Annotated in this window: 15 protein-coding genes and 2 tRNA genes; 10 read left to right on the plus strand and 7 right to left on the minus strand. The window is 67.8% G+C overall.

What is annotated here, in order from left to right; translation table 11 throughout:
* Positions 1-4 precede the first annotated feature (4 nt).
* Positions 5-1,594, minus strand: a complete 1,590-nt coding sequence (locus OB08_RS11500) for a phytoene desaturase family protein (RefSeq protein WP_461474835.1) — start codon at positions 1,592-1,594, stop codon at positions 5-7.
* Positions 1,595-1,695: 101 nt separating this feature from the next.
* Between OB08_RS11500 and OB08_RS11505 the strand changes: the two genes are divergently transcribed.
* The 7 genes from OB08_RS11505 to OB08_RS11535 all read left to right on the plus strand — a co-directional run bounded on the left by OB08_RS11505 (position 1,696) and on the right by OB08_RS11535 (position 6,062).
* A complete protein-coding gene (locus OB08_RS11505; RefSeq protein ID WP_461474837.1) occupies positions 1,696-2,499 on the plus strand; it encodes an inositol monophosphatase family protein in 804 nt (267 codons plus the stop codon).
* Between the two features lie 204 nt (positions 2,500-2,703).
* Positions 2,704-4,176: a M23 family metallopeptidase gene (locus OB08_RS11510; RefSeq protein ID WP_461474839.1), complete on the plus strand. Its 1,473-nt coding sequence runs from the start codon at positions 2,704-2,706 to the stop codon at positions 4,174-4,176.
* 64 nt (positions 4,177-4,240) lie between these two features.
* A tRNA-Thr gene (locus tag OB08_RS11515) sits at positions 4,241-4,312 on the plus strand.
* 23 nt (positions 4,313-4,335) lie between these two features.
* A tRNA-Met gene (locus tag OB08_RS11520) sits at positions 4,336-4,409 on the plus strand.
* 655 nt (positions 4,410-5,064) lie between these two features.
* On the plus strand, positions 5,065-5,412 hold the full coding sequence (locus tag OB08_RS11525; RefSeq protein WP_461474841.1) for a hypothetical protein: 348 nt from the start codon (positions 5,065-5,067) through the stop codon (positions 5,410-5,412).
* 130 nt (positions 5,413-5,542) lie between these two features.
* Entirely contained in the window at positions 5,543-5,800 is a 258-nt protein-coding gene (locus OB08_RS11530; protein ID WP_461474843.1) for an acetyl-CoA carboxylase biotin carboxyl carrier protein, read from the plus strand.
* Positions 5,793-6,062: a biotin carboxylase N-terminal domain-containing protein gene (locus tag OB08_RS11535; protein WP_461474845.1), complete on the plus strand. Its 270-nt coding sequence runs from the start codon at positions 5,793-5,795 to the stop codon at positions 6,060-6,062. The genes OB08_RS11530 and OB08_RS11535 overlap by 8 nt, the downstream gene beginning before the upstream one ends.
* A gap of 210 nt (positions 6,063-6,272) precedes the next feature.
* On the opposite strand, the gene OB08_RS11540 is transcribed toward OB08_RS11535, so the two are convergent.
* Positions 6,273-7,712, minus strand: a complete 1,440-nt coding sequence (locus OB08_RS11540) for a sugar porter family MFS transporter (RefSeq protein WP_461474847.1) — start codon at positions 7,710-7,712, stop codon at positions 6,273-6,275.
* 98 nt (positions 7,713-7,810) lie between these two features.
* Positions 7,811-8,572 (minus strand): GntR family transcriptional regulator, encoded by a 762-nt coding sequence (locus OB08_RS11545; protein WP_461474848.1) that lies wholly within the window; start codon positions 8,570-8,572, stop codon positions 7,811-7,813.
* 142 nt (positions 8,573-8,714) lie between these two features.
* On the opposite strand from OB08_RS11545, the gene OB08_RS11550 reads away from it, so the two are divergent.
* Both OB08_RS11550 and OB08_RS11555 read left to right on the plus strand, forming a co-directional pair.
* Complete coding sequence (locus OB08_RS11550; RefSeq protein ID WP_461474850.1) at positions 8,715-9,788, plus strand: transaldolase family protein; 1,074 nt, start codon at positions 8,715-8,717, stop codon at positions 9,786-9,788.
* Complete coding sequence (locus OB08_RS11555; RefSeq protein WP_461474852.1) at positions 9,785-10,198, plus strand: acyl-CoA thioesterase; 414 nt, start codon at positions 9,785-9,787, stop codon at positions 10,196-10,198. Before OB08_RS11550 ends, OB08_RS11555 begins: the two co-directional genes overlap by 4 nt.
* 95 nt (positions 10,199-10,293) lie before the next feature.
* On the opposite strand, the gene budC is transcribed toward OB08_RS11555, so the two are convergent.
* The 3 genes from budC to OB08_RS11570 are packed head-to-tail and all read right to left on the minus strand — an operon-like array spanning position 10,294 to position 13,273.
* Positions 10,294-11,073, minus strand: a complete 780-nt coding sequence (budC, locus tag OB08_RS11560; protein WP_461474854.1) for a meso-2,3-butanediol dehydrogenase — start codon at positions 11,071-11,073, stop codon at positions 10,294-10,296.
* Entirely contained in the window at positions 11,070-12,083 is a 1,014-nt protein-coding gene (locus tag OB08_RS11565; protein ID WP_461474856.1) for a sugar phosphate isomerase/epimerase family protein, read from the minus strand. Before OB08_RS11565 ends, budC begins: the two co-directional genes overlap by 4 nt.
* On the minus strand, positions 12,083-13,273 hold the full coding sequence (locus OB08_RS11570; protein WP_461474858.1) for a Gfo/Idh/MocA family protein: 1,191 nt from the start codon (positions 13,271-13,273) through the stop codon (positions 12,083-12,085). Before OB08_RS11570 ends, OB08_RS11565 begins: the two co-directional genes overlap by 1 nt.
* Before the next feature lie 130 nt (positions 13,274-13,403).
* Between OB08_RS11570 and OB08_RS11575 the strand changes: the two genes are divergently transcribed.
* A complete protein-coding gene (locus tag OB08_RS11575; RefSeq protein WP_461474860.1) occupies positions 13,404-14,390 on the plus strand; it encodes a LacI family DNA-binding transcriptional regulator in 987 nt (328 codons plus the stop codon).
* Here the strand turns inward: OB08_RS11575 and OB08_RS11580 are convergent.
* Positions 14,387-15,415: a Gfo/Idh/MocA family protein gene (locus OB08_RS11580; protein WP_461474862.1), complete on the minus strand. Its 1,029-nt coding sequence runs from the start codon at positions 15,413-15,415 to the stop codon at positions 14,387-14,389. The two genes, OB08_RS11575 and OB08_RS11580, sit on opposite strands and share 4 nt — an antisense overlap.
* Between the last annotated feature and the right edge of the window lie 110 nt (positions 15,416-15,525).

Below are 15,525 nucleotides of genomic sequence, written 5' to 3' on the forward strand. Positions count from 1 at the left end.
CGCCTCAGCCCCGGAGCATCTCCGCCGCGGCCATCGCCGCGTTGTGACCGCCGATCCCGCTCACCGCGCCGCCGCGCCGCGCTCCGGAGCCGCACAGCAGGATGCGCTCGTGGTCGGTCGCCACACCCCAGCGCTGCGCGGGAGAGTCGAGCTGCTCCTCGTCGCCGGCCCACGGCCACGAGAGCAGTCCGTGGAAGATGTCGCCGCCGACCATGCCGAGCGAGTCCTCGAGGTCGGCGGTCGTCCGGGCCTCGATGCAGGGCGACCCGTCCGGGGCCTCGTGCACGACGTCGGCGATCGGCTCGGCCAGCACCGAATCGAGTGAGCGCTGTGCGGCCTCGAGCAGCGCGCGGCGCGCGGCATCCGGATCCGCTCCTTCGACCAGGCGGTGCGGCACCTGCAGCCCGAACAGCGTGAGGGTCTGCGCGCCCGATTCCCGCAGCTCGGGACCCAGGATGGACGGGTCGGTGAGCGAGTGGCAGTAGATCTCCGCGGGCAGGGGCTCGGGGATCCCGCCTCCCGACGCGCGGCGGTACGCGGCGTCGAGCTGCGTCATCGTCTCGTTGATGTGGAACGTCCCGGCGAAGGCCGCCTCCGGCGCCACCGTCGTGTCGCGCAGCCGCGGCAGGCGGCGCAGCAGCATGTTCACCTTCACCTGGGCGCCCTCTGGTCGCTTCGCATCCGCGGCGGCACCGCCCAGCAGGCGACCGAGCACCGAAGGCCCGACTCCGCTGAGCACCACCCGCCCGCGGAGGGTCTCGACCGCTCCGCCCGATGCGGCGACCTCGACCTCGCCATCCGGATGCACCGCTGTGACCTCGACGCCGGTGCGCAGCTCGGCACCCGCCGAGCGGGCCGCGCGTTCGAGCTCGGCGCTCACACGGCCCATGCCCCCGACTGGGACGTCCCAGTCACCGGTCCCGCCGCCGATGACGTGGTACAGGAAGCAGCGGTTCTGACGGAGGGTCTCGTCGTCCGCGTGCGAGAAGGTCCCGATGAGCCCGTCGGTGAGGGCGATCCCCTGAGCGATGTCGCTGTCGAGCGACGCGCGAAGGACCGATCCGAGCGGGCGTTCGACGAGGTCGTCCCACAGCGCGTCGTCGCCGAGCAGCCGCCGGACCGCTGCCGCGCGCGGAAGCGGGTCGGTCACCGTCGGGAAGAGGTGCCGGGCGACCGGTGCGATGCGGTCGTAGAACGCCGAGAACCGTCGCGCCTCGGTCGGGCCGCCGGTGACCCGCGCGAACGAGGCGGCCGTGGCGGCGGCATCCGCTGTATCGATCAGGATGCCGCGCGACGGGTCGGCCGGATCGGGGGTGTACGACGAGTAGCGCCGCCGCTTCAACGCGATCTGCAGGCCCAGGTCGTCGATGATCTGCCGGGGCAGAAGGCTCACCAGGTACGAGTAGCGCGAGAGGCGCGCGTCGACGCCGGCCCACGGACGCTCCGAGACCGCAGCGCCGCCGACGTGATCGAGCCGCTCGAGGACGACGACCGAGTGACCTGCACGTGCGAGGTAGGCGCCGGCGACGAGCCCGTTGTGACCCCCTCCGACGATGATGACGTCGTGTGTGCGTGTGCGGGCGTCGTTGGCCATCCCTCCACGCTAGCCGGGCGGGGGACGGATGCCGCGCCCTGGGCCAGGCGCTGGGGAGAGTTCCCCGCGGCCCGGCCCGGACCGGCCGCTAGCGTGGAGCCATGGCCCTCGGAACGCAACTCGCAGAGCTCGCAATCGACATCGCGCGGGAGGCCGGCGAACTGGCCCGACGCCGCCGGAGCGAGGGCGTCGAGATCGCCGCCACCAAATCGGCCCTCGCCGACATCGTGACCGAGGCCGACCGCGAGGTCGAAGACCTCATCCGCTCGCGGCTTTCGGTGGAGCGTCCCGACGACGGCTTCCTCGGTGAGGAGTCGGGCGCCGAGCGCGGAACGGGCGATGTGACCTGGGTCGTCGACCCCATCGACGGCACCGTCAACTACGCGTACGGCATCCCCTCCTACGCGGTGAGCATCGCCGCGGTCATCGGCGAGCCCACCCCTGCGGAGTGGGAGGCCGTGGCGGCCGTCGTGTTCAACCCCGCGTCGGGCGAGCTGTACCGCGCGACCCGCGGAGAAGGGGCGTGGCTCGGCGAGAACACCCGCCTGGTGGTGAACTCCGAGACGTCGCCGGCCGGTGCGCTGCTGGCAACAGGCTTCGGCTACGACCCCGCGACGCATGCGGGTGACCTCGCCCGCGTGGCCCGGGTCATGCCGCTTGCTCGGGACCTCCGCCGCGCCGGAGCCGCCTCGCTCGACCTGGCGTTCGTCGCCGCCGGACGCCTCGACGGCTACTTCGAGCGCGGACTCCAGCCGTGGGACCACGCGGCAGGCGCGCTGCTCGTCACCGAGGCCGGCGGGATCGTCGGTGGGGCAGGCGAGGGCGGAACCGCGTCGAGCACGCTGACCGTGGCATCGGGCGCCCCGCTGTTCGACCGGCTCCTCGAGGCGGCGCTCGACGGTTGAGCCCGAGAGTTCCTTATGGATCGGCGGCGAAACGCCGCGGTTATCCACAGCGCTCATGGCATTCCCAGGCTGTCCGGGGTAGTGTTTACCCGATCGTTACTTTTGCCGCCCGAACGGCGGAAGTCATCACCCGCCCGAAGACCGTACCGTTGCCCCCGAGCGACACGACCCGAGAGCATTCCCCGCTTGCCTTTTGAAGCCCCGATGGCTGAGCCCGCGCCCACGCGCCGTTCCAGCCGCACCTCCACAACGCCTGTCCAGGCGTCGTCGGAGACCCTCGGGGCTTCGCGAGCAGAGCTCCGGCGCAAGGCCGCGGGTGCGACGCCCGAGCGCCCCGCAGTCGTCTGGGGCCGTCCGGTCGAAGAGAAGCAGAAGGATGCCGCGCCCGCCGGCCACCCGGTCACCCACGTGATCCCGGTCGAAGCGGAGACGCTCGCGCACCCCCAGCCGCTCACCGATCTTCCTGCGGCTCCCGTCGCTGCAGCTCCCGTCGTCGCGCCGCCCGAGCCCACTGCGGCTCCCGCTCCCGTCACTGCTCCGCTGAGCCGCCGCGCCCGCCGCGCGCCCCGCACCGAAGAGCAGCCCGCGGTCGCGGTTCCGCCGATCGCCGAGTCCGCGCCGGTCGAGGCCGAGCGCCCCGCGCCCGCCTTCCGCGCCGAGCTGCCCACGGCCGCGGCTCCCGCGCCGATGCTCGACGCCGTGCTCGCGCCCGCCGAGCCGTTCGAGCTTCTCGAGCCGGTCGTCGAGTCCGCGGGAGCCGCAGAGACGGTCGAGCCGGAGGGCGCGGCATCCGTCGACGATTTCGAAGCCGCAGCCCGCCTCTTCTCGTTCACCGGCGAGCTTCCCGTGCAGGCCGCTGCAGCCGAGGCGCCGGAAGAGCCCGCAGCCGACGCGGCCGGCGAGGCGCGCCCCCACGTGGCGACCCGCAAGCTGCGCGCGGGGCGCGGCGCGGCGTTCAAGCGCATGACGACAGCGTCGTTCTCGGTCGGTGTCATGGGCATCGTCGGTCTCATGGCCGTCGGCATGACGACTCCCGCCGAGGCGGTCGCCGCGGCGAGCGGAGTCGATGCCTCGATGTCGATCATCGCTCCCGGCGATTCCACCGTCACCGAGATCGATGCGGACGAGATCCAGGCATACGTCGCTCCTGCGACCGTCGAGGCGGCGGCGCTCGACCGCAACGAGGGGTACGACACGACCACGATCGCCGAGCTGGCGTCGCAGGCCGGCATCCGCAACTTCTCGAACCTCTTCATCAACGACCCGAACGCGGCGATCCAGTGGCCCTTCGCCGTCGGCGTCACGATGTCGTACGGGTTCGGCATGCGCTCCGGCCGCATGCACGAGGGCGTCGACTTCACTCCCGGCGCCGGCGCGCCGATCCAGGCCATCGCCGACGGCACGGTCCGGGTGGCGTCCGAGGCTGGCGGCGCCTACGGCGTGCACGTCATCATCGACCACATGATCGACGGCCAGCTCGTCTCGAGCCACTACGCGCACATGCAGTACGGCTCGCTCCAGGTCTCGCCCGGCCAGAAGGTCACGGTCGGCACGATGCTCGGCCGTACGGGCAACACGGGTCGCTCGTACGGCGCCCACACGCACTTCGAGATCCTCCTCAACGGCACCACGGCGATCGACCCGCTCCCGTGGCTCAGGGAGCACACCGGAGGGTGACCTCGATTAAGAGAGGCGCCGTTGCTCTGGTATCCTCTTCTAGTTGCCCGCGTGCGGGCAGCACGCCCCGATAGCTCAGTGGCAGAGCACTTCCATGGTAAGGAAGGGGTCGTCAGTTCAATCCTGACTCGGGGCTCGCAACATCGTCAGATGTGACGCGGCAGGGTAGCTCAGTTGGTGAGAGCGCACGACTCATAATCGTGAGGTCGCGGGTTCAAGCCCCGCTCCTGCTACAAGAAAAAACCCCGGTCAGCCGGGGTTTTTCTGTCTCCTCCGTGCGGTAGGTTTCGCGTGAATCGGCCGTTTGCCCACATTTCGCCCACATCTGCCCACGAGAGTTCGCGGCGATTCGTGTTGGTCAAGAGCTGTGCGCGCCCGATTCGGGACTGTGATCAGAACAAAGGCGTCCGTCTGCCTTGGGCGTCGAGCCGCCCGCGAACCACTTCGCCCACTAGTGTTCCGTTCATGGGCGCGTGAAGGCGAGACGATCGATCCGATCCGGGCCCGGATGGTGCTGGCGTCCGCCAGGGTCGTCACTTCATGCCGATCCGGTTGGGCAGGCGGCTGGCCGCGGGATGCTGGGGTGTCGTGGGAGGCAGAGGTTGAACTTGCTGGACTTGCCAGGTGACGGTGCCAGTTCTACTGAGCAGGAGATCGGTGGAAAAGAGTACCCGTTGTGGCTCGTCACGGCGTACGACGAGACATTCCCTAAGGTCATTGCGGAAGAAGAGTTCAGGGGCCGATATGCAGTATGAGCCGGATCAGTCGCTCTCGGAACTGAACGAGCAGTTGAAGCGAATTGGACGAGTACCTCGGTTGCTGAGTGCATGCGTCCTGCTGGTCGGAGCCCTTGTTGGATGGGCCGGGTGGGTAGCCTCTGGGTCTTATGTGGTGTTGGCACTGATGATTGGCGCCCCCGCGGCAGTTTTCATCCTGTCGCTCCGGGTGCGGGCGCATGCGACACGAAGCGAACTGATTGTGCGCTCTTACTTGAAGACATACGTGGAGCGATTCGATGATGTCCTAGCGTTTGCCGATGTCGCCTACTCGGGCATGTGGAACCGGTCTGCGGACACGACGTCCTGGCTAAACGCGGGGCTGCAGATGATCGACGTCAGCAGAACAGATGGCACCGGCTACTCGCTCCGCGCAACTATGGTTCTGCGCCGATCGTCCGAAAGGATCGTCGCTGCACTCAACAATCGTTTGCTCGGTTCTATGGCCGGTCAATTCTGACGCCAGGCCTGATGTGCCCGCCAGTCGCGGAGCCTGTTGTGAGAAGACGCGACCGACCGCGAGCTCTCACGGGCGACGCCTTAGATCGCGCTGACTCGCGGAAAGTCAAGGCGGACGTACGCGAACTTCCGTGATTTATCGGCACCGACATGGGTTCAAATCCCATCGTCACCGCCACGTCGAAGCCCCGCGAACCCTTGGAACCACTGGGATCGTCGAGGTCGGCGCGCGCGTCGAGCTCGGCTCGGTTCTGTGCATCGTCGAGGTCATGAAGCTGATGAACAACGTGGAAGCCCCCGCCGCAGGCGTGGTCACCAGCATCCTCGCCGTGAACAACGAGACCGTCGAGTACGGTCAGCCGCTGATCGTCATCCGCGCAGATGGCTAAGGGTCTCACGAGCGTCCTCATCGCAAATCGGGGTGAGATCGCGCTACGGGTCATTCGCGCATGCCAGGAACTCGGCATCCAAAGCGTGCTCGTCTACTCCCAGGGAGATGCCGACTCGGTCCCGGTGAAGCTCGCCGATAAGGCGGTGTGCATCGGGCCTGCCCAGGTGAACCTGAGCTACCGGACCGTTCACCCTGTCCGCGCGGCGAGTCGAAGTCATGACTATGGAAGCTGTTCATTCCGCCGACGGCGCGGAGTGTAGTGCAAGTAATCGGGCTGCGACTCAGCGTTCGCGGTGCGGGAGGGGCAGCACGCCAGCCCGAGGTGATCGTCCGCTCCACATGTGAAGTCGCTTCCGCTCAAACGTCTGGCAGTCGCCCTGCGAGCCACTCTCTTCTGGCGCACCGCACCCACGGGCAGGACTCAGCACCCCGAGGCGCCAGTAACGCGCAGGTCGCCACCCCAGGGCGTTTCACGCGACCGTTTTCACGACGCCGGTGAAGCGCTCCTCCATCTCGGCCTCGACCTTCTCGAGCGAGCGCCCCTTCGTCTCGGGTACAGAGGCCGCGTAGAACACGAACGTCCCGATGTTGATCAGCGCGAAGAGGAAGAACGTGTAGCCAGCGATCGCCTCGATGAGGATCGGGAAAAGGAGCGAAACGACCGTGTTCGCAATCCACACGAATGAGATCGCCAGGCCGGTGGCGAATCCGCGCATCCGTAGTGGGAAGATCTCGGCGAGCAGCAGCCAGAAGATCGGGCCGATGCAGGACTGCATGAAGAAGAGGAACATCAGCATCCCGCCGAGCACGAGGTAGCTGCGCAGCGTCGACTCCGGCAGGAGGAAGAACACGCCCAGCAGAATCAGTGCCGTCGTGAGACCGGCCTGACCGGCGATGATGATTGGGCGCCGGCCGAAGCCTCGGTGCAGCATCCAGATCCCGAAACTCACGGCGATGACCGAGACGACTCCGTTCGCGATCGTCGCGACGAGGGCGGCTTGGGTACTGAGGCCGGTTTCGATCAGCACAGAGGGCGCGAAGTACATGATGCTGTTCACCCCGGTGAACTGCGACAGCACGGCGATGGCGATGCCGAGGATCACGAGGCGTCGGATCCACGGGGTGCGCAGATCGCGGAAGCTGCCTTGCCCGATCGTCGCGTCGCGCTCGGCGTTCGCCTTCATCTCGGCGAGCTCGGGCTCAACGGCGTCCGCTGCCCGCGTTCGAAGGAGGGTCGCGCGCGCTTCGGCGCCCCGACCCTTCGACATGAACCATCGCGCCGATTCGGGGACGAAGATCATCCCGATCCACAGTGCAACCGCGGGGATCGACGCGAGCGCCAGCATCCACCTCCAGGCGCTCTCGCCCGGGAAGAACGTCGCGATGAGCGCGTTTGACGTGTAGGCGAGCAGCTGCCCCGAGACGATCATCAGCTCATTGACGCTGACGAGCTGACCGCGTCGCGCGGCGGGAGAGAGCTCGGAGAGGAACACCGGAACTGTCGCGGAGGCTCCACCGACCGCGAGGCCGAGGAGGAACCGCGCCGCGACCATGAACTCCATCGTGGGGGCGAACGCGCACGCCAGCGCGCCGACGAAGAAGACGATCGCGAGGATCGAGATGGTGCGCCGGCGTCCACGTCGATCGGAGATGCGCCCGCCGAAGAATGCGCCGAATGCGGCGCCGAGGACGAGTGACGCGGCGACGAGGCCTTCTTGCGCCGGGGTCAGTCCGAGCCCGCCCTCGGACGGCGAGAGCGTCATGAACGGCAGCGCGCCGCTGATCACGCCGGTGTCGTATCCGAAGAGGAGTCCGCCCAGCGTCGCGATGAAGACGATGAGGGCGAGGCGCGGGGTCCTCGCAGCGCGTGCCGACCTTGCTCGTTCCGCGGTCATCTCGCTGGTCTCCATCGACTTCACTCCGTACTTCGTCGTTAGGGCAGGATTGCGAGCCCGCGGACGAAGTTACGTCACTATGACAGGACAAATCAAATGCGGATGCCGCAGGCTCACTTGTCGACGAGGGTCATCTCGAACGAGTACAGGTCGGGGGAGTAGCAGTGCTGGCCGAACTCGACGGCCCGTCCTGAGCTGTCGAACGCTGTCCGCGACATCGTCAGCACCGCGCCCCCCTTCGGCAGGGCGAGCAGCTCGCTCTCCTTGGTGGTCGCGGCCCGGGCGCCGATGCGCTGTTTCGCCACGCGCATCGTGACGCCCCGAGAGCGCAGAAGCTGGTAGAGGCCTCGCTCGGCCAGCGCCTCTTCGGTGAAGTCCGCGAACTCGCTGGGAAGCGTGTTGTCCAGCACGGCAAGAGGCACGCCGTCGGCGTAGCGGACCCGGACGACACGAAGTACGCGATCACCCACGCCGATCCCGAGAGCGTCGGCGGCGCCCTGATCGGCGGCGGTCACCTCATGCGTCACTACTTTCGTCGTCGGAACTTGGCCGGTCTGATTGAGGTCCTCGTACAGGCTGGTGAGTTCCACGTTGCGGGTGACCTGTCCGTGGACGACCTGCGTTCCGATTCCGCGGCGTCGGACCAGCAGGCCCTTGTCGACGAGCTCCTGGATGGCGCGACGCACGGTCGGGCGGGAGAACCCGAACCTCTGTCCGAGGGAGATCTCATTTTCGAGGCGGGAACCCGCGGGAAGTTCCTCGTCGCGGATCGCTTTCTCGAGCCGTGACGCGATCTGGTAGTAGAGCGGCACGGGCGTCGACCGGTCGAGGTCGATGAAGAAGTCCGACGCCAGCACAGTTTCCGGCTGAGCCACGTTGCATCCTCCAGGTCTCGTTGTTCGGACAATGTTACATCGGGCGCTTTCGTTCGTACGTCTTCACATGACGGCGTGTCATGCGCTAACGTTGGAATGTCCGGACAAAGATGCTGGAGGCACCGTGACCACCCTTGCGCCGATGACGGCACCCACAGACTCCGCGCTTCGCCGCGCCGCCGCCCGCTTTCCCACGGCGCTCTGGAATGACTCGGCGGATCCCGCGGAGCTCGCTCGCTCGATCGAGTTCGGTGCCGTAGGCGCGACCTGCAACCCGGTCATCGCCTTGGCCGCCGTCCAGGCGCACATCGACGTGTGGCGGCCGCGCATCCAGGAGCTCGCGAACGAGTTCCCTGCGGCAGGGGAGTCCGAGCTCGGATGGAAGGTCGTGGAGGAGCTCTCGATCGAGGCGGCGCGTCTGCTCGAGCCCGCGTTCTGGGAGAGCGGCGGGCGAAATGGACGTCTGTCGGTTCAAACCGATCCGCGCCTGCACCGAGACGCCGACGCTCTCGCCGCGCAGGCGGTGCGCTTCAGCGGCCTGGCGAAGAACATCATCGTGAAGATCCCCGCCACCTCGGTCGGTCTGCGGGCCATCGAGGAGGCCACATACCGCGGGGTCAGCATCAACGTGACCGTGTCATTCACGGTCGCGCAGGCGGTGGCCGCCGCCGAGGCGATCGAGCGCGGCCTTGATCGCCGCGCCGCTGAAGGACTTCCCGAGCGCGAGTTCGGTTCGGTCGTCACGATCATGGGTGGCCGGCTCGATGACTGGCTCAAGTTCTGGGTGCAGAAGAACCGCATCCTCGTCGATCCCGGTGTCTTGGAGTGGGCCGGTGTCGCCGCACTCAAGCGCGCCCACCGGATCTTCACGGAACGTGGCTATCGATCGCGAGTGCTGTCCGCCGCGTTCCGCAACCACCTGCAGTGGTCGGAGCTCCAGGGCGGCGATCTCGTCGTTTCCCCGCCATTCGACTGGCAGCTGCGGATCAACGAGAACGATCTCGACGCGGAGGACCGCATCGAAGTGCCCGTCGATCAGAGGATCCTCGACACTCTGCTCGAGCTGCCGGAGTTCCGCCGTGCGTACGAGATCGACGGCATGAACGCGGAGGAGTTCGATACGTTCGGCGCAACCGTCCGCACGCTTCGCCAGTTCCTCGAGGCGGACGAGCAGCTCGACCGGGTCGTGCGCGACATCCTCATTCCCCCGGTATGAACGCAGTCGACGGCGACGTCACCTTCCGATCGCGACGCTGGGTGCGACCGGAGGATCTCAACGCGAACGGCAGCCTCTTCGGCGGCAGCCTGCTGCGCTGGATCGACGAAGAGGCGGCCATCTACGCCATCCTGCAGCTGGGCAATCCGCGCGCCGTCACTAAGTACATGTCCGAGATCGACTTCGCCAGTTCCGCCCGGCAGGGTGACCTCATCGAGATCGGCATCCGTGCCACTTCGTTCGGTCGCACGTCGCTGACGGTGCGCGCCGAGGTGCGCAACATGATCACGCATGAGCGGATTCTCGCGATCGAGAAGATCGTCTTCGTGAGTCTGGATGCCGCGGGCCGCCCGGTCCCGCACGGCTACACGGACATCACCTATGACCGGGATCGGCTGCCCGCGACCTGAGACGCGGCTACCGGCCCTCCGCGAGCGGTGCGATTCCCGCAGACGGACGAACCCCCTGGCGACGAGAGTCGACAGGGGGTTCTGGCCTGCAACCGTCAGACCGGCCGCGGAGTGCCTGAGGAGGCAGTCGTGCCGCCGTCGACGGGGAGGATCGCGCCCGTGAGGTAGGCCGCATCCGGACTCGCGACGAACAGCGCGACGCGCGCGATGTCCTCCGGCTCCGCCACTCGACCGAGCGCGATGCGGTCGAGCAGTCGATCGGTGAACACCTCGTCGTCCAGGCGGTCCTGTGTCAGTCGGGACACGGTGAAGGCCGGTGCGATCGCGTTTACACGTACGCCGTCGGCGCCGAGGTCGAGCGCGAGGCTCTGCACGAGAGCGTTCACCGCGCCCTTGGTCGCGTTGTACGCGAACATTCCCCAATCACCGCGCAGGCCGGCGATCGATGAGATGGCGACGAGGTTGCCTCGCGTGCCGCGCAGGTGGGGCGCGACGGCCTGAGCCAGCCAGATCAACGAGTCGACGTTGATCGAACGCAGCCGCTCCCACGAAGCAGCGTCGAAGCTGTCGATCGCGCTCGCCTCGCTCGTCCCCGCGTTGGCCACGACGACGTCGAGCCGGCCGAAACGCGAGATGACGGCATCCACGACCGAACGAACAGCCGTCGCATCGGTGAGATCCGCACTCGACACGAGCGCGCGGTCCTCCCCGAAGCCCTCGATCGCCTCGCGCAGAGAGCGTTCGTTGCGGCCGACGACCGCGACGAAAGCCCCCTGCTCGAGGAAGGCGCGGGCGATCGCTCGCCCGATCCCGGTTCCGGCTCCCGTGACGAGCACGACGGAGCCGGCATACGGGTAGGTGGCCCAGGCGATCACTCGGCGAGAGACTCCTGCAGTGCGGCGTCCGCGGCCTTCAGAACTTCCGCGGCCACCTGGATGCCCTCGATGCGGCCGAGTTCGACATCCTCGTGCTCGATGTTGACCATCATCTCGGGGTCGACCTCGTGCAGCGCGCGAAGGAACTCGGTCCAGTACGCCACGTCGTGACCCTTGCCGAGTGCGACGAAGTCCCACGCCGAGTTCTTCGGCCACTCGTTGGCCCACTCGTCGCCACCGAGATTCACGCGCGGTTCGTCAGGCGAGAGCTTGCGGAAGCTGTTGTCGAGCACGCCGTTGAGCGCCGCCCACTCGGGGTTGACGCGAACGTCCTTCGCGGCGGCGTGGAACACCAGGGGGCCGAGGTGGCGGACCACCGCCACCGGGTCCATCTGCTGCCAGAACAGGTGCGACGCGTCGAGTTCCACGCCGACGTTCGTGGCGCCGGTCAGTTCGATCAGCTTGTGCACGTCCGCGGAGTTGAAGACGACGTTCTGCGGGTGCAGCTCGAGCGCGACCTTCACGTCGTGGTCGCGCGCGAGGCGGTCGGTCTCGCGCCAGAAGTCCGCAGCGATCCCCCACTGGTAGTCGAGCACATCGAGAGCCGCCGAGTTCCACGCGTTCACGATCCAGTTGGGGCGGGTCGACCCGGGCTCACCACCGGGCAGTCCCGACATCGTCACCAGGCGATGCTGGCCGAGGCGCTCCGCCAATCGGATTGACCGGCGGACATCCTCGGCGTGCTTCTCCCCGATCGCGGAGTTCGGGTGCAGAGGGTTGCCGTTCGCATTGAGTCCGGCGATCTCGACGCCGGTGCCCTCGAAGATCCCGAGGAAGTCGTCTCGCGCGGCATCCGAAACGAGGATGTCGTCGTAGGTCGGTACATGAACCGCGGGGAGGAAGCCGCCGGTGTTGAGCTCCAGGCCGGTGAGGCCCAGCTCTGCGACGACTTGGATCGCTTCCGGGAGTGAGCGGTCGTGGAGGATGGCGTTGTACAGTCCGAGACGCATCAGGCACCGACCTTCACGGTCACGCCGCCGGCCGCAGCGGACTGCGCGACGGCGTCGAGGATGAGCATGTTGTGCAGACCTTCGTCGAACGAGGCATTGCGGGGCAGCGATTCAGACTCGGGGATTCCCGCCACCTCCTCGAGGAATGCGCGCGCCTGGAAGAGGAAGCCCTCGTTCTGGCCGAAGCCCACGCCCGACACGTCGATCGGCAGTCCGCCGGCGATGTACGGGTGCGGGTTTCCCAGCCCGACGGTGCGATATCCGCGCTGTTCGGCGGGACCCTCCGAGAGGTAGAGCTGGATCTCGGACGGGCGCTCCTGGGTCCAGCGCGCGGCGCCCTTCGAGCCGAAGACCTCGAGGTTCAGGTCGTTGGGGTGACCCGCCGCGACGCGGGAGACCTCGACCGTGCCCGCCGCGCCGCTCTCGAATCCGAGGTTGAAGGTCGCGTAGTCGTCGTTCTCGACCGTGTCGAGCTCGTCGCTGACGGCGGTGTTGCCGTGGCCGGAGACGGCACCGAGCGGCTTCGGGCGCTGCGCGATGACGGTGCTGAAACGGCCTCCGCTCACTTCGGCGACCGGGCCGCCGAAGAACTCGGCGAGGTACGAAACGTGGCTGCCCACGTCGGCCAGCGCGCCCGAGCCCTGCGGTCCCTTGAAACGCCAGCTGATGCCGATGCCGGCGTCGGCCGCGTAGTCCGTCCAGTAGCGCGAGCTGAAGTGGAGCACATCTCCCAGCACGCCCTCGGTGATGAGCTGGTGGATGTAGGCGATGCCGGGGGCGCGGCGGAAGGTAAGGCCGACGCGGGCGAGCGTCGACGCCTTGTTCGCGGCATCCGCCATCGCTCGCGCGGACTCGATGGTGTCGGAGAGGGGCTTCTCGCACAGTACGTGCTTGCCGGCGGCGAGCAGGCCCTCGACGATCTCGCGGTGGAGGTGGTTGGCGACGACGACCGAGACCACATCGATGTCGGGATTGTCGGCGATCGCCTGCCAGGATGAGTCGTGTCGCGAGTACCCGAACCGGGCAGCCGCGGCCTTCGCGAGCGGCTCGTACGCATCGGCGATCGAGACGAGGCGCACCTCGGGAAGGATGCTCTCGTAGAGAGCGGGTGCGTTGCGGTATGCGGCGGCGTGCGCCTTGCCCGCCATGCCGGCGCCGATGACGGCGACGCCGATGCTTGACTTGGACAACGGTCCTCCAGATAGAGACGGTCCCGGCCCTCACGGCGCCGGTGCGGTGAGAGACTCCGAGTGGAGCGCTCCAACGAGAACGCTAGCCTTGTTGGTATGTCCTGTCAATAGATGTTTCGAAGGGAGCAGGATGCCTGCGCCGACCATCTACGACGTCGCTCGCGTCGCCGGGGTCTCCAAGTCCCTGGTCTCGCTGGTGCTGCAGGGATCCGACCGTGTGAGCGATGCCTCGCGCCGCGCCGTGGAGGAGGCGATCCGCGAGCTCGGGTACCGGCCGAGCCGGGCGGCATCCGACCTCGCCGCCCGGCGCACGAAGCTGGTCGGGGTCCTCATCGACGATTACGCCAACCCTTGGTTCGTCGATCTGCTGCGCGGGCTCCACCACGTCCTCGGTTCGGACGGCTTCCGGGTGACCGTCATCGACACCGCGACCACCTCGCTGGCCGAGGATCCGGTCGAAGGACTCCTGTCGATGAGAGCGGATGGAATCGTCGTGGCCCGAGACGTCCCCAACGCCTTGGTTGCTGCGGCATCGCCACCGGTGGTGATCGCCGGGACCCGTGACAATGTGCCCCCCGGCATCGATGCTGTCGCGAACGACGATGTCTTGGGTGCGCAGCTGGCCACCGACCACCTGCTCGGGCTGGGGCATCGCGTCATCGGACATCTCAGCGCTACGGGCGGAGCTGCCGCCGCGCGGCGGCGAAGCTTCGTCGATGTGACTGCCGGATCCGGGGCGCGAGCCGTCGTCACCGACTACAGCGGCCCGGCGACCGAACACGCCGGGTACGACGGGACGATGAGGCTGCTGGCAGATCATCCCGAGGTCACCGCGATCTTCGCGGCCAACGACGTGATGGCGATCGGCGCCCTGGGGGCTGCTCGCGACCGAGGTATCGATGTTCCCGGTCAACTGTCCATCGTCGGCTATGACAACACCCTGCTCGCGCGCACCCGGCTGATCAATCTGACAACGGTCGACGACAACGGATTCGGGGTGGGCCGCGAGGCCGGCCGCATTCTCCGCGATCGGATGTCGGGGGCGGCTCCCGGTCCGAGGTCGGTCACGCTGCCCCCGGCGCTGGTCACGCGCGGAACGACCGCGGCGGTGCCTTAGATTGCAACGGTCCTGTGCTCCGCCGCGCTCACACGCGCGGCGTCGAGCACCGCGAGCACGGCAACGCCCTCCTCCGCGGGCACCGGCCCCATCCCACCGTTGCGGACGGCATCCGCGAAGGCGTCATAGAGCACGGTGTAGTCGCCCTGCTGTGAGGGGACGGCTCGGGTGCCGGCATCCGTGGCCAGGATGCCCCACCGTTCCTCCGCCTCGAAGCCCCATGACTCCCGCTCGTCTCCCGGCCGTACCCCGCGCCGGATCGCATCGATCTGCACGTCGGAATAGTCGGAGGTGTACGAACCTCTTTCGCCGTGAAGGCGCAGTTCGCGCGACGCGAGCCGGTTGATCTTGCTCGAGGACACGTGAGAGTGTGCGCCGCTCTCGTGCTGGATGGTGATCACGAGGCCCGTGTCGGTCGGGCCTTCGGGAAGGAGACGCGTGTCGATCTGCGCGGTCACGTATCGCGCGGGTCCGAGGAGGAACAGCGCCTGGTGGACGACGTGACTGCCCAGATCGCGCAGCAGGCCGCCCTGCGGGCCGGCCTCCAGCGTCGCAGGATCGTCCTGATCGCATCGCAGATCCAGACGGGTGATCGCGCCGAGCTCTCCGCTGTCGATCACCGCGCGCGCGGTCACGATGTCGCCGTCGTACCGGCGATTGTGGAAAACGTTCAGCACGACGCCTGCCGACGACGCGGCATCCGCGAGTTCGCGGCCTTCCGGCGCCGATGGCGCGAACGGCTTGTCCGCGAGCACCGCGACCCCTCTGCCGATCGCCTCGAGGGCGAGCTGTCGTCGCGTGTGGGGTGGCGTGGAGATCGTCACGGCGTCGACGCCGGCGTCGATGAGCGCACCCAGCGACGCGAAGACGGGTACATCCGGGTGATCGGATCGAGCGGCGTCGACGCGTTCGGGGGATCGGGCGACGATCCCCGCGAAGGACACCTCATCAGAGGCCGCGATGTACGGCGCGTGGAAATACTGGCCGCCGACGCCGTAGCCGACGAGTCCCAGGCGAATGGTCATCGTGTCTCCTTCCATAACATCACGATCAGATAACAGAGCGATCAAACTATTGTCCGTATGTACGGACATAGATCATCATAGCGGTCAGATCGAAGTCGATCACCCGCTCA

The sequence above is a fragment of the Microbacterium sp. HJ5 genome (assembly GCF_054824025.1).

Excerpts from the sequence above, each read along its gene's own strand:
- OB08_RS11500 (WP_461474835.1), bottom strand. The coding sequence starts at position 1,594 with ATGGCCAACGACGCCCGCACACGCACACACGACGTCATCATCGTCGGA.
- OB08_RS11505 (WP_461474837.1), top strand. The coding sequence starts at position 1,696 with ATGGCCCTCGGAACGCAACTCGCAGAGCTCGCAATCGACATCGCGCGG.
- OB08_RS11510 (WP_461474839.1), top strand. The coding sequence starts at position 2,704 with ATGGCTGAGCCCGCGCCCACGCGCCGTTCCAGCCGCACCTCCACAACG.
- OB08_RS11535 (WP_461474845.1), top strand. The coding sequence starts at position 5,793 with ATGGCTAAGGGTCTCACGAGCGTCCTCATCGCAAATCGGGGTGAGATC.
- OB08_RS11540 (WP_461474847.1), bottom strand. The coding sequence starts at position 7,712 with ATGGAGACCAGCGAGATGACCGCGGAACGAGCAAGGTCGGCACGCGCT.
- OB08_RS11550 (WP_461474850.1), top strand. The coding sequence starts at position 8,715 with ATGACGGCACCCACAGACTCCGCGCTTCGCCGCGCCGCCGCCCGCTTT.
- OB08_RS11555 (WP_461474852.1), top strand. The coding sequence starts at position 9,785 with ATGAACGCAGTCGACGGCGACGTCACCTTCCGATCGCGACGCTGGGTG.
- OB08_RS11565 (WP_461474856.1), bottom strand. The coding sequence starts at position 12,083 with ATGCGTCTCGGACTGTACAACGCCATCCTCCACGACCGCTCACTCCCG.
- OB08_RS11575 (WP_461474860.1), top strand. The coding sequence starts at position 13,404 with ATGCCTGCGCCGACCATCTACGACGTCGCTCGCGTCGCCGGGGTCTCC.
- OB08_RS11580 (WP_461474862.1), bottom strand. The coding sequence starts at position 15,415 with ATGACCATTCGCCTGGGACTCGTCGGCTACGGCGTCGGCGGCCAGTAT.